Genomic DNA, 12254 nt, shown 5'->3' with positions numbered 1-12254 from the left:
CATGCGCGCCCTCGTCTACCACGGCCCGAACGACATCGGCGTCGAAGAGCGTCCCGATCCGCAGCCGGGTCCGGGCGAGGTGCTGCTCCGCATCACCGCGACCGGGATCTGCGGGTCAGACCTGCACGGCTACACGGGAGAGAACAAGCGGCGGCACCCCGGTCAGGTCATGGGCCACGAGACGGTGGGCAGGATCGTCGCCGTGGGCGCGGACGCCGCCGGCGACGGCCGTGAACCGGGCCGGGTCGCGACCGTGAACCCGGTGATCGGCTGCGGCGAGTGCGCGCAGTGCGCCGCCGGGAGCGAGCAGCTGTGCCCGCGCCGGAAGGTGATCGGCGTCGACAGGGAGATCGAGTCGGCGTTCGCCGAGCTGATGCTGGCGCCCGCCCGCAACGTCGTCGTGCTGCCGGACGGCATGCCGGAGGAGTGGGGGTCCCTCGTCGAACCGCTCTCGGTCGGGTACCACGCCACACGCAGCGGAGGTGTCGCGCCCGACGACACCGTGCTGGTCATCGGTGGCGGCCCGATCGGGCAGGCGTGCGCCCTGGCCGCTCGCCGCCTCGGAGCGGAGCAGGTGGTGGTCTCGGAGCCGGGCACCGCGCGGCGCCGACTCGTGGAGAAGCTGGGCTTCGCCACGATCGACCCGACGACCGGTGATCTCGCCGACCAGGTCCAGGACGCGCTCGGCCGGCCGGCGACGGCGGTGCTCGACGCCGTCGGGACCAGCCGGACGGTGGGCGACGCCCTGCGCGCCTCGTCCCTCGGAGCCCGGATCGTGCTGGTCGGGATGGGGTCCCGTGAGCTGACGCTCGCCGCGTTCGACGTGACCACGTTCGAGCGGTCGATCATCGGCTCGTTCACCTACCCGTCGAGGGAGTTCCGCGAGACCGCGGAGTGGGTGGCGTCGCGACCCGAGGGCCTGGCGCACCTCATCGACGACCGCGTGGGGCTCGACGATGCGCCGGAGGCCTTCGCCCGGCTCGCCTCGGGCGACCTCCACGCCAGCAAGATCGTGGTCTTCCCGCAGGGACCGAGGGGCGCGGGCGGATGAGCGTGCCGCGGATCCGGCACGTGCGCGCGTCGGTGGTCCGCGGCGGCGGCGCGGACTACCACGACCAGTCGTCGGGCCACTGGATCGACGACCACATCGCCACACCCATGGCGAAGTACCCGGAGTACCGGCAGAGCCGCCAGTCCTTCGGCATCAACGTGCTCGGCACACTCGTCGTCGAGGTCGAGACCGACGACGGCGCCACCGGGTTCGCGGTGACCACCGGCGGCGAGCTCGGCGCGTGGATCGTCGAGAACCACCTCGCGCGGTTCATCGAGGGCCGACCGGTCACCGACATCGAGAAGATGTGGGACCAGATGTACCTGTCGACGCTCTACTACGGGCGCAAGGGCATCGTGCTCAACACCATCAGCGGCGTCGACCTCGCGCTGTGGGACTTGCTCGGGCAGGTGCGGCAGGAACCCGTGTACCACCTCCTCGGCGGGGCGGTCCGCGACGAGCTGGTCTTCTACGCCACCGGCGCCCGACCCGACCTCGCCAAGGAGATGGGGTTCATCGGCGGGAAGATGCCGCTGCAGCACGGCCCCGCGGAGCGCGAGGAGGGGCTCACCCGCAACATCGAGACCCTGCGCACCATGCGGGAGCGGGTGGGTGACGACTTCTGGCTGATGTTCGACTGCTGGATGTCGCTGGACCTCGACTACGCCACCAGGCTGGCCCACCGCGGGGCGGAGTACGGGCTCAGGTGGATCGAGGAGGCGCTGCTCCCCGACGACTACTGGGGCTACGCCGAGCTGCGGCGACGGGCGCCCGCGCAGATGCTGATCACGACCGGGGAGCACGAGGCCACCCGCTGGGGCTTCCGGCTGCTGCTCGACATGGGCTGCTGCGACATCCTGCAGCCGGACGTCGGGTGGTGCGGCGGGATCACCGAGCTGCGACGGATCTCCGCGCTCGCCGACGCCCACGGCAAGCTGGTCGTCCCGCACGGGTCGAGCGTGTACTCGTACCACTTCGTGATCACGCAGCACAACAGCCCGTTCGCCGAGTTCCTGATGATGCATCCGGTGCCCAGCGAGGTCGTTCCCATGTTCTCGCCGCTGCTCGCCGGGGAACCGGTCCCCGAGCGAGGACGCCTGAGGCTGTCCGACAAGCCGGGCTTCGGCGTCGAGCTCGACCCTGCCACGACGCTCGAACGCCCCTTCACACACTGACGACCCGGAGGCCGGGAATGCGATTGCTGCGCGTGGGAGAGCCGGGTGCCGAACGGCCGGCCGTCGAGGAGGGCGGGCGGGTCTTCGACCTCAGCGCGGCGCCGGGCCCGGTACCTGGCCTCGCCCGAGGAGGCGGCGGACGTCATCGCCGGGTACACCGTCTCGCACGACGTCTCCGAGCGCGCCTTCCAGACCGAGGTCTCCGGAGGGCAGTGGTCGAAGGGGAAGTGCTGCGAGACGTTCAATCCGCTCGGCCCGTACCTGGTGCCGGCCGACGAGGTCGATCCGCAGCGCCTCGGCCTGCGCTCCTGGGTCAACGGGGAGCCCCGCCAGGACTCCAGCACCGCCGACATGATCTTCTCCGTGCACCACCTCGTCTGGGATCTGAGCCGGTACCTCGTCCTGGAGCCCGGCGACCTCATCAACACCGGCACTCCGCAGGGGGTCGCCCTCTCCGGCCGCTACCCGTACCTGACCGACGGCGACGTCGTCGACCTCGAGATCGACGGCCTCGGAGCGCAGCGGCAGACGGTGGTGCCGGCCGACGTACCCGCCCCGAGCACGGCCAGGGCCTCCTGAGGCTACGCGCCTGCGTCTGCGGGCAGCCGCTCGAGGGCGGCCAACAGCACGTCGGTGGTCCGGCCGACGTGGGCGCGCAACGCAGCGACGGCGCGCTCCGGGTCGCGGGCGAGTGCGGCGTCGAGCATCTCGCGGTGTTCGGCCGGCGCGTCCCGGTCTGTGTCCTGCCCGATCGACAGGGTCCAGCGCTGGTAGAGGACGGAGGCGTCCCGCATCGAGAGCGCGATCGAGAGCAACCGCCGGTTGCGGCAACCGCTCAGAAGGGCGGCGTGGAAGGCGTTGTGCGCCGTGACCCACGCGTCGTCCATCAGGGCCGGGTCGGCCGCCCCGGTCTGCGGGGTCCGCTCGAGTCGGCCGTGGGCCTGCACGATCCGCGACTCCCACGCGGAGTCGCCCTCGACGACGGCCGAGCGGAGGGCGAGCGTCTCGTTGAGCAGGCGCACCTCCGTCAGGTCGCGCAGGTCGTCCGCGGTGAGCGGGATGACCCGGAAACCACGCTGCGGCGTGGCGACGACGAGGCCCTCCTCGGCCAGGCGGGACAGCCCCTCCCGCACCACACCCGCACTCGCCTGGTAGCGAGCGCACAGCTCGGCGAACGGCAGCCGCGATCCCGGCTCCCGCCTCCCCGCGAGGACGTCGGAGCGCAGCTTGCCGTAGACCTCGTCGGCCTTCGTGCGGGGCGGCGCGTGAACGGACCTGTCGACCATCGGGATCCCTCGACCTCTCTGCACGAGCGGATCATCTCGAGGGCACCAGATGTCGCGGGCGCGGTCTTGTCCGTGAGGGAACAGCGATGAGCCGACGACGCACGGTGCTCCTCGCCGCCCGGGACGATCACGCGCCTCGTGCTGCGAGGGACAGGCGGTCGCCGTGGTGCAGGCGGTATTCGCGCGGACTGACCTGGAACGCCTCCCGGAACAGGCGGCTGAAGCGCGACGCGTCGGGAAGGCCCCACCGCGCGCCCACGGCGCTCACCGACCGCGCGGCCAGAGCCGGATCGGCGAGGTCGCGGCGGCAGTGCTCGAGCCGCCGGGCACGGATCCACGCACAGGCCGTGGTGCCCTCGGCCTCGAACAGCTTGTGCAGGTACCGGGTCGAGATGTGCAGCGACGCGGCGATCGCCGCCGGGCCCAGGGCGGGGTCGTGCAGGTTGTCCTCGACGAACCGCAGGGCCCGCGTCAGAAGGCCCTGCCGGAGATCCGGCACCGGCTCCGCATTCCGCAGGTTCTGTTCGAACATCGTCCGGAGGAGGTCGATGACGTTGTCGGCGAGGTGGACGACGCTGCACCCGTCGCAGTCGGCCAGCCGCGCCAGGAGCCCGGACAGGAACGGTGACACCAGGGCGCCGACGCCGCGCCGTCCGGAGAAACTGGTCGCGGTCAACCGCTGGACGTCCCGGGACGTCAGCCGCATGAAGCGCCTCGGGCAGGTGATCACCAGAGCCCGGAACGGCGCACGGGAGGCGAACTCGTAGGGCCGGGTGGTGTCGCAGATGGTGATGTCGCCGGGCGTCAGTGCGGCCTTCCGGCCGTCCTGCACGACGACGGCGTCCTCGCGCAACGCCATCGTGATCAGGTAGCACTGCGGGTCGCTCGACGAGATCACCTGCGGCGTCCGCCGGACCCGCTGGACGTCGGACGTCACCTCGGACACCCGCAGCGGGCCGAGCTCGGTCGACTCGATCCGGCCGCGGAACAGAGCGTGCGGATCGCCGGTGACCTCGACGGGCACGAACGCGCGTGACACGAGCTCCTGCCAGGCCGACAGGCGGTACCGGGGCGGAAGTCCGTCGACCGAGACGAGGTCCATCGCAGCACTCCCTCGGGCCACGCCGGGGTCTGACCGGGTTCGGGCCCCGATGGACGGGTCGCTCCGACGGTAACCGCAGCGTAACCAGGGTGCAACAAAATTTCGAAATTCCGGGGAACCGCCGCACGAGGTCGGCCGGCGCTCGCGAGATACCCCCGACGACGAGCGTCAAGCCGCCCGATGTGATGTTTCGAACGGGCTCTTGTGGTGCGCCGCGGGACCTCGGACCACCCGTTCCGGTACTGCTCACTCTCCGTACTTGCAGGACCCCCGAGGGTGCGATGTCCTTCGCCGTGGACGACGACCGACCCGGGGAGTGAGCGACGATGCAGACGGCAGGGGCGCTCCTCGCCGGAGTGCTCGTCGTGGCGACGACGGTCGTGGGATCGTCCACCGCGGACGCCGCCCCGGCCGACACGATCAGCTGGTCCCCGCCGCTCGCCGGCGAGGCCGCGGGGGTCACGGTGTCCGGCGGAACGGCGCAGCTCAGCCCGGACCGCGCGCAGGTGGGCACCGCACGAGCCGACGGCCACGGCGACGCGGGCGCCCCCGGTCTGCTGACCCTGCCCGCCCGGTCCCTGGACGTACCCGTCGACCGGGTCGACGCGGTGCTGACTCTCGCGCCAGGAACCAGCGGCGCCACGGCCTCGCTGGACGTCCGCGGACTGCGTCCGGGCGGCGGATGGACCGAGTGGGAACCCGCCGAGCCATCGGCGGGCGCCCCCATCCTGACCGCTGCGCTGCCCGTACCCGTCGTCCAGGTGCAGGCGCGCCTCGTGCTCGGCCCCGTCCAGGATGCGGCGGACCCGGGCCCGGTCGTCCGGAACCTGACCCTGACGGCCCGGCCCGCGGCCGGCCCGGCCGCCACCGCCGTCCAGGAGGACCCGAAGCGTTACCGGGTGTTCGCGACGCGCGAGGGCCTCGTCGGCGGCACGACCGCGAACGGCCACGTGATCACCAAGCGGGACCTGTTCGTCGCCCTGCCCTCGCGACGAGCGCTCGCGCCGCGCAACACCAGCGACTACACGGTGAAGGTGTGCGCGCCGACCGGCCGCTGCGCGTTCGCGCCGGTGTGGGACGTCGGCCCGTGGAACACCCGCGACGACTACTGGAACGCCCCCAAGAGGCGCCAGGAATGGCGCGACCTGCCCCGCGGAGTGCCGCAGTCACAGGCCGCGAAGCAGAACGGCTACCACGGTGGGAAGGACCAGTTCGGCCGGAAGGTGGTCAATCCCGCGGGCATCGACCTGGCCGACGGCTTGTTCTGGGACGCGCTCGGACTCAAGGACAACGCCTGGGTCGAGGTCGACTACCTGTGGACCGGCGACAGCCCGCTGGGCACCGTCCGGGTCCACGACCGGGTGGAGCTGCACGAGGCACCGGATCCGAAGGCGCCGGTCGTCGGGCTCGCCGCGGAGGGGGCGGCGGTGCCGCTCCAGTGCGCGACCGGCGCCTGGCTGCGGGTCGGGGCCGGCGAGTTCCTCCCGGCCTCGGCGGTGCCTCCCCAGCAGTGGCCGCGTCACCTGCCCGGCTGTTCTGGATAACCTCGTCGGGTGGCGAGTGTCGGACAGTGGGTCGCGGGAGCGCGGCCACGGACGCTGCCGACCGCGATCTCCCCGGTGCTGGTCGGCACCGGCGCGGCGGTCGGCGGCGGAGCGGTGCAACCGGGACGGGCGCTGCTCGCGCTGGTCGTCGCCGTCGCGCTGGTGATCGGCGTCAACTACGCCAACGACTACTCCGACGGCATCCGCGGCACGGACGACGATCGGGTCGGCCCGGTGCGGCTGGTCGGGTCGCGGCTGGCCGTGCCGGCGGCGGTGTGGAACGCGGCGTTCCTGTGCTTCTCGATCGCCGCCCTCGCCGGGCTGACGCTCGTGTCGCTGACGCGGCAGTGGTGGCTCGTGGCCGTCGGCGCCGTGTGCATCGCCGGGGCCTGGTTCTACACGGGCGGGCGGCGACCCTACGGCTACGCCGGGCTCGGCGAGGTGGCCGTCTTCGTGTTCTTCGGGCCGGTCGCGGTGCTCGGGACGGCGCTGACGCAGAGCGGCACGGTGAGCCCGCTCGCGATCGTCGGTGCCGCGGGAGTCGGCCTGCTCGCCTGTGCCGTGCTGGTGGTCAACAACCTGCGCGACATCGACGGCGACACGGCTGCCGGCAAGCGGACGTTGGCGGTCGCGCTCGGCGACACCGACACCCGACGCCTCTACGTCGCGTGCGTCCTGCTGCCGCTGGGCCTCTCGGCGCTGGCCGGGATCCGCAGCTGGCCGATGCTGCTCGGACTGCTCGCGCTACCGCTGGCCGCCGCCGTGACCCGCCGCGTGCTCGGCGGTGCGGACGGACGCCGCCTGGTGCGCGTGCTCGGCGACACGGGCCTGCTCCTGCTGGCCTGGTCAGTCACCACGGGGGTCGGACTGGCTCTCGGGCCGATCGCCTGACGCGGTGTCGGGCTCGTCGCCGCGTAGCCTCGCCCGCAGCGCCGACCGCTCCGTGGTGCGTCGGGCCCGGGACGTGGCGAGCGCGACGTCCAGCCGGGCCCGCAGCCCGCGGAACACCAGCATCGACAGCGGCAGCGCGACGATCAGTGCCACGAGCAGGGCGATGAGAACAGGAGTGCCGGCCAGGAGCAGCAGGCCGGCGATCAGCGCGAGCAGGCCGAGCCGGGCCAGGGTGTAGAGAGCCAGGGTGGCGGCCATGCCCGGCTCGCGGGCAGGTCGGCTCGCCCGCGGGTCGGTGGGGGCGCTCATACGGACGAGCGTACGGCGTCGCCGGCGCTCACCGTCCGCGTCCGATTCGTCCTTTAAGTTCTCTTTACCTCTACACAACCGTTCGAGTACCTGGCATCCCCGGTGTCACGATGGCCGGGAACATCCACGTTGCTGCTCCATCGACGCACACGGGAGACACCATGGTCACCCCCACCCAGCCGGCCCCGACGGACGGCGCGGAGCACCTGCTCACCCCCGGCGAGGTCGCGAGCCTCTTCCGCGTCGACCCGAAGACCGTCACCCGGTGGGCCTCGGCCGGCCGCATCGGCTCGATCCGCACCCCCGGCGGGCACCGCCGGTTCCGCGAGTCCGAGGTCCGCAACATGCTCGCGAGCCTGACGAGCGAGGCACTGCCCCAGACCACCCGCTGACCATCCACCCTCGTCCGGCCCCTGCGCACAGCGTCGTGTCGGGTGACCGGGTGGACTTCACACCCCGTCGCCGACGCCTCGGCTAATCTCGACGTCGGAGGTGGTACCGATGCTGTTCCTCATCGCGTTCGTCGGCGCCGCGATCATCGCACTGGTGCTGTGGAAGGCGATGAACTCGTCCCGCAGCGACGCTCCCCCGGTCGCCCGGCGGCCACAGCCCCCGGGTGCAGGCCGGCCGCGGGTCAGCGGCCCGGACGACGACCCCGACTTCCTGCGGCAACTCGACGAGAAGGTCAAGCGGCGCGACGACCCCCCGACCGTGTAGATCCTCAGGAGGGGAACGCGTCGGCGACCTCGGCCGCCAACTCGAGCAGGCCCAGCCGCGTGCGCGGGTCGAGGCGGTCCAGGTCCACCTCGGCCCCCTCCTGCAGGTGCGGGTCGAACGGGATCCGCACCACCGCCCGGCACCGGCCCGCGAAGTGCTCCGCGACCCGGTCCAGGTCCACCCCGCCCGCCGACCGGCTCACACAGTTGATCACTACGACCGCGTTGCGGACCAGGTCGCCGTGCCCGTGCGCGTCGAGCCAGTCCATGGTGGCGCTGGCGCTGCGGGCACCGTCGATCGAGCCCGACGAGACCACCACGATCTGGTCCGCCACGCCCAGCACCCCGTACATCGCCGAGTGCATCAGGCCGGTGCCGCAGTCGGTGAGCACCATGTTGTAGAAGTGCTCGAGCAGGTTCACCGTGCGTCGGTAGTCGTCTTCGCTGAAGGCCACGGACACCGCGGGGTCCTGCTCGCTGGCGAGCACCTCCAGCCGCGACGCGCCCTGCGAGGTGTAGGCACGGACGTCGGTGTAGCGCCGCACGCGCTGGGCGTCGCGCAGTAGGTGCCGCACCGTGGCGCTGGTCTCCAGCGGAATCTTCTGGCTGAGCGTGCCGCGGTCCGGGTTCGCGTCGACGGCCACGACCCGGTCGCCGCGCAGCGACGCGAAGGAGGCGCCCAGCGTCGCGGTCATCGTGGTCTTGCCGACGCCGCCCTTGAGGCTCAGCAACGCGATCTTGTGGCAGCCGAGGAGCGGGGCGTTGATCCGCGCGATGAGCTCGCGGCGGTGGATGTCGGCGGGGCTCTCGCCCGGGTTGATCAGCTTGCCGGACAGCACGTACACCAGCCGCCGCCAGCCGGACTGCGGCGGCCGCTTCGCGGGGCGCAGCAGCCGGGCCGACGAGAGATCGGTCGGGAGACCGTCGATCCCGGAGCTCACCACACCGCTGCGGGCCCGCTGGGCCTCCTGGGCGGCCACGGCGCCGGGATCGACCCAGCGACCGACGCCGCGCGGTGGTGTCCAGGGCGCCTGGTGCGCCGTGTGGTCGCTCGCGCTGCGCGCCTCGGGCACGCGCGGCAGGTCCGCGACGACGTGTGGGCCGGCGCCGTCCGGGCGGACGATGTCCGGGCCGGCCGCCCGCTCGACCGTCCCCGGCTCGGTGTCGACCGGTTCCGGGGCGGGTCGCACGGCGCCCAGGCCGGCGGCCGGGGTGGCGTGCTGGGGCCCCGGCGACCGGGGTCCGGGCGAAGGAGGAAGCGTCGAGGAGGTGCGGCGCCGGGATCGGCGTACCGAGGTGTCGGTGTCCCACTGCTCCCGCACGTACCGTCGCACGGCCCCGTCCGGCTGCTCCGGATCGGGCTCGCTCTGCGTCACGACCGGCCCCCCGCAGAGGCCCTTTCCCTTTTGGTCAGCACGCTGTCCCCCACGGAATCCGACGGTAGTCGCGTCGTCCCTGTCGGTCGATGGGCTAGCCGGGGGCCGATGGTCACGGACCGCGAGAGATGGGACGGCACATCCGCTCAGATGCCGGCGTAGGAGTGCAGGCCCGCGACCACCATGTTGATGAAGAACAGGTTGAACAGCACGACCGCCCACCCGGCGACGTTGATCCACGCGGCGCGGCCGGTGCGCCAGCCGGCTGTGGCCCGGGCGTGCAGGTAGGCGGCGTAGACCACCCAGGCGACGAACGCGACGGTCTCCTTGGGGTCCCAGCCCCAGAACCGGCCCCACGCGGCCTCCGCCCAGATCGCCCCGGCGATCACGCCGAACGTGTACAGCGGGAAGGCGACGATCGTGGTGCGGTAGGCCAGCCGGTCCAGCGTCGCGGCCGACGGCAGGCGGTCGACCAGCGCCCCGCCCCGGCCCGACCGGCGCAGCAGGAAGAGCAGGCTGGCGACGCCCGGGACCAGCAGCAGCCCGGACGACACGGTGATCGTGGTGACGTGCACGACCAGCCAGTACGAGCGCAGCGCCGGCACCACCGGCGCCGCCCGCGCGTAGAGGACCGTGCCGCCCAGGAAAAGCAGGATCACCACCGGGAGCAGGACGAACAGTGCGACGGCGCGCAGTGCCGGCAGCCTGCGCAGCACGACCAGCCAGGTCACCACCGCCGCGAGGCAGACGGCGGAGGTGAACTCGTACATGTTCCCCAGCGGCCAGCGGTCGGCGGCCAGCCCGCGGGTGACGATCGACCCGAACTGGAGCAGCGCCGCGAGCACGACCAGGTTCACCGCGGCCCCGCCGAGCCGGTCGGCGCGGGTGCGCGGACGAGCGGCACTCTCGTCGGACAGGTCCGGACCGCCGGGCCCTTCGTCGGGGACGGCCGCCCCCGGGCTCGCGGACGTCGCCCCGACAGCGACCGCCTCGGCCGGCGCTGCTGCCGGCTGTGCCGAGCGGAGCGCGGCGTACTCGGCGGCGTGCAGCGCCATCGCGAGCACGTACACCCCGACCGCCGCCATGAACAGCCGGTCGCTGTACATGGCGAGCACCACGTCGTTCACGGGCGGTCCTCCGTCTTCGGGGATTTCTGCATGTCCATGCCGGCCGAGTCTGCGCCGGGTCCGTCGGGATCCGTACCCAGCACGGCCGCGGTGAGGCGGTCGAACTCCTCGCCGTAACCCGCGCGGTCCGTGCGCGCCAGCCCGCCGAGCTCCACCCGGGTTTCGCCTGCACCCGTCGGGGTGAGCCGTACCCAGAACCGGCGGCGGCGCACCGCCAGCGACAGCATCAGCCCGGTCAGCATGAAGACCGCCGAGGTCAGCACCCACACCTGCGCGGGGTCGTGGCTGACCTGCAGCGACACCCAGTCGCGCACGCCGTCGAAGCGGACGCGCGTGCCGTCGTCCAGGGTGATCTCGTCGCCGGGCCGCATGTTCTTTCGCGCCGCGCGCGTCAGCTCGCCGGTGTCGAGCTTGCTCCGGTCGACCGTGAAGATCGACTGCCCGCGGCCGTCGTCCAGCCCGAGGTCGCCCCGCAGCACGTCGACGGCCACCTCGGGGTCGTCCAGCGCCGGGAACACCGAGGTCACGACCTGCCCGCCCGAGCTGGTGGGCGCCAGCAGGCCGGTGACGGCGAGCTGGCTGGTGCGGCGCTGCTCCTCGTCCGTCACACCGGGGCGGGCGAACTTCGTGGCACCCTCCGACAGCAGCGTGGTCTGGTCGACGGGCCGCCACTGGACCTCGCCGGTCCGCTGCCGGCCGTCCGGGTAGGTGACGGTGAAGCGCGGGGCGTAGCCGTGCCCGAGCAGGTAGAGGCGGCTGCCGTCGGTGCGGAGCGGGTGGTTGACCGCGATCGTCGTCGGCCGCCAGGCGTCCGTGCCGGCAGCGAGGTCCGCCGCGGTCTGGTAGCCGATCCCGGCGGTGAAGCTCGCGGGCTGCCCCGTCGCCTCATACGTGGCGGTGAAGTCGTCGACGCGCACGCAGAACGGCTGCAGGTCCGTTCCGTCGACCCGCAGGCCGGCACGGAAGGAGTCGTACCCGAGGATGCCGGTGTTGCAGAACTGCCCGCCGCCGGACAGCACGATCACCTGGCCCTCGTAGCCGAACATCTTGCCGGCGGCGAACGCGACGAGCAGGCCGAGCAGGCTGAGGTGGAACACGAGGTTGCCGACTTCGTGCATGCGACCCCGCTCGGCCGACACGGTCCGGACCGGGTGGGCGGAATCAGGGCCGGGTTCGTCGCGCCAGCGGACCTGCCAGCCCCGCAACCGCCTGCGCACCCGAGCCTCGACGTCGCCGGCCGGCTCGTCCAGGGTGGTCGTTAAGGCGTGCGGGAGCCGGGAGAGGTTGCGCGGGATGGCGACCGGCGGGGTGCGCAGCCCGCGGATCTGCTCGACGGTGCGCGGCACCAGGCAGCCCACCAGCGAGATCATCAGCAGCAGGTAGACGGCGGCGAACCAGGGCGCGGCGAAGACGTCGAAGAACTTGAGGTCGTCGAGCAACGGGGCGAGCGTTGGATGGTCGGTGAAGTACTGGGTGACCAGGCGCTGGTTCAGCGAGCGCTGCGGGAGCAGCGCCCCCGGCAGCGCGGCGACGGCGAGCAGGAACAGCAGCACCAGCGCGGTGCGCATGCTCGTGAGGCCCCGCCAGGTGTTGCGCAGCAGCGCCCACAGCGCGTGCGGCGGGGCCGGCGGGCTCTCGTCCGGAGGGGCGGTGGGCGGTGCGGTGGTGGTCATCCGG

General features: G+C 72.8%; 12 protein-coding genes and 1 pseudogene. 7 read left to right on the top strand and 6 right to left on the bottom strand.

Translation table 11 applies throughout. From position 1 onward, the window contains the following. Nucleotide 1: 1 nt before the first annotated feature. The 3 genes and pseudogenes from RM445_RS03185 to RM445_RS03175 all read left to right on the top strand — a co-directional run. Entirely contained in the window at nucleotides 2-1051 is a 1050-nt protein-coding gene (locus RM445_RS03185) for a zinc-dependent alcohol dehydrogenase (protein ID WP_311554451.1), read from the top strand. Then, a complete protein-coding gene (gene rhmD / locus RM445_RS03180; RefSeq protein ID WP_311554450.1) occupies nucleotides 1048-2226 on the top strand; it encodes an L-rhamnonate dehydratase in 1179 nt (392 codons plus the stop codon). Before RM445_RS03185 ends, rhmD begins: the two co-directional genes overlap by 4 nt. Nucleotides 2227-2325: 99 nt before the next feature. Continuing rightward, nucleotides 2326-2805 (top strand): annotated as a pseudogene (locus tag RM445_RS03175) (fumarylacetoacetate hydrolase family protein); the annotation flags it as partial. Nucleotides 2806-2807: 2 nt separating this feature from the next. Here RM445_RS03175 and RM445_RS03170 read toward each other — a convergent pair. Together RM445_RS03170 and RM445_RS03165 are read right to left on the bottom strand one after the other, a co-directional pair. Further along, nucleotides 2808-3512: a GntR family transcriptional regulator gene (locus tag RM445_RS03170; RefSeq protein ID WP_311554449.1), complete on the bottom strand. Its 705-nt coding sequence runs from the start codon at nucleotides 3510-3512 to the stop codon at nucleotides 2808-2810. Nucleotides 3513-3639: 127 nt separating this feature from the next. Further along, complete coding sequence (locus tag RM445_RS03165; RefSeq protein WP_311554448.1) at nucleotides 3640-4614, bottom strand: AraC-like ligand-binding domain-containing protein; 975 nt, start codon at nucleotides 4612-4614, stop codon at nucleotides 3640-3642. A gap of 326 nt (nucleotides 4615-4940) precedes the next feature. Here RM445_RS03165 and RM445_RS03160 point away from each other — a divergent pair, with 326 nt between their 5' ends. Further along, on the top strand, nucleotides 4941-6158 hold the full coding sequence (locus RM445_RS03160) for a hypothetical protein (RefSeq protein ID WP_311554447.1): 1218 nt from the start codon (nucleotides 4941-4943) through the stop codon (nucleotides 6156-6158). Nucleotides 6159-6167: 9 nt separating this feature from the next. Next, nucleotides 6168-7049, top strand: coding sequence for a 1,4-dihydroxy-2-naphthoate polyprenyltransferase (locus tag RM445_RS03155; protein ID WP_311554446.1), 882 nt, complete (start codon nucleotides 6168-6170; stop codon nucleotides 7047-7049). Here RM445_RS03155 and RM445_RS03150 read toward each other — a convergent pair. Continuing rightward, entirely contained in the window at nucleotides 7005-7358 is a 354-nt protein-coding gene (locus RM445_RS03150) for a DUF4229 domain-containing protein (protein ID WP_311554445.1), read from the bottom strand. The genes RM445_RS03155 and RM445_RS03150 overlap by 45 nt on opposite strands. A 161-nt stretch (nucleotides 7359-7519) precedes the next feature. On the opposite strand from RM445_RS03150, the gene RM445_RS03145 reads away from it, so the two are divergent. After that, the gene (locus tag RM445_RS03145) at nucleotides 7520-7750 is read left to right on the top strand and encodes a BldC family transcriptional regulator (protein WP_311554444.1); all 231 of its coding nucleotides are present in this window, start codon (nucleotides 7520-7522) and stop codon (nucleotides 7748-7750) included. Nucleotides 7751-7859: 109 nt separating this feature from the next. Continuing rightward, on the top strand, nucleotides 7860-8075 hold the full coding sequence (locus RM445_RS03140; protein ID WP_311554443.1) for a hypothetical protein: 216 nt from the start codon (nucleotides 7860-7862) through the stop codon (nucleotides 8073-8075). A gap of 4 nt (nucleotides 8076-8079) precedes the next feature. Here the strand turns inward: RM445_RS03140 and RM445_RS03135 are convergent, their stop codons facing one another. The 3 genes from RM445_RS03135 to resB form a co-directional block, all read right to left on the bottom strand. Next, nucleotides 8080-9450, bottom strand: a complete 1371-nt coding sequence (locus RM445_RS03135; RefSeq protein ID WP_311554442.1) for a MinD/ParA family ATP-binding protein — start codon at nucleotides 9448-9450, stop codon at nucleotides 8080-8082. Between the two features lie 146 nt (nucleotides 9451-9596). After that, nucleotides 9597-10556, bottom strand: coding sequence for a c-type cytochrome biogenesis protein CcsB (gene ccsB / locus RM445_RS03130; RefSeq protein ID WP_311554900.1), 960 nt, complete (start codon nucleotides 10554-10556; stop codon nucleotides 9597-9599). 17 nt (nucleotides 10557-10573) lie between these two features. Next, the gene (resB, locus tag RM445_RS03125; RefSeq protein WP_311554441.1) at nucleotides 10574-12250 is read right to left on the bottom strand and encodes a cytochrome c biogenesis protein ResB; all 1677 of its coding nucleotides are present in this window, start codon (nucleotides 12248-12250) and stop codon (nucleotides 10574-10576) included. Nucleotides 12251-12254 lie beyond the last annotated feature (4 nt).

The organism is Pseudonocardia charpentierae (assembly GCF_031845345.1).
Lineage (GTDB): Bacteria > Actinomycetota > Actinomycetes > Mycobacteriales > Pseudonocardiaceae > Pseudonocardia > Pseudonocardia charpentierae.
Note: the sequence above shows the minus strand (reverse complement) of the source record. Positions and strands in the feature narration are given on the sequence as shown.

Bases quoted from the DNA above. Each gene is read 5' to 3' on its own strand.
- RM445_RS03185 (WP_311554451.1), top strand. From the start codon at position 2: ATGCGCGCCCTCGTCTACCACGGCCCGAACGACATCGGCGTCGAAGAG.
- RM445_RS03140 (WP_311554443.1), top strand. From the start codon at position 7,860: ATGCTGTTCCTCATCGCGTTCGTCGGCGCCGCGATCATCGCACTGGTG.
- RM445_RS03170 (WP_311554449.1), bottom strand. From the start codon at position 3,512: ATGGTCGACAGGTCCGTTCACGCGCCGCCCCGCACGAAGGCCGACGAG.
- rhmD (WP_311554450.1), top strand. From the start codon at position 1,048: ATGAGCGTGCCGCGGATCCGGCACGTGCGCGCGTCGGTGGTCCGCGGC.
- RM445_RS03160 (WP_311554447.1), top strand. From the start codon at position 4,941: ATGCAGACGGCAGGGGCGCTCCTCGCCGGAGTGCTCGTCGTGGCGACG.
- ccsB (WP_311554900.1), bottom strand. From the start codon at position 10,556: ATGTACAGCGACCGGCTGTTCATGGCGGCGGTCGGGGTGTACGTGCTC.
- RM445_RS03150 (WP_311554445.1), bottom strand. From the start codon at position 7,358: ATGAGCGCCCCCACCGACCCGCGGGCGAGCCGACCTGCCCGCGAGCCG.
- RM445_RS03165 (WP_311554448.1), bottom strand. From the start codon at position 4,614: ATGGACCTCGTCTCGGTCGACGGACTTCCGCCCCGGTACCGCCTGTCG.
- RM445_RS03145 (WP_311554444.1), top strand. From the start codon at position 7,520: ATGGTCACCCCCACCCAGCCGGCCCCGACGGACGGCGCGGAGCACCTG.
- resB (WP_311554441.1), bottom strand. From the start codon at position 12,250: ATGACCACCACCGCACCGCCCACCGCCCCTCCGGACGAGAGCCCGCCG.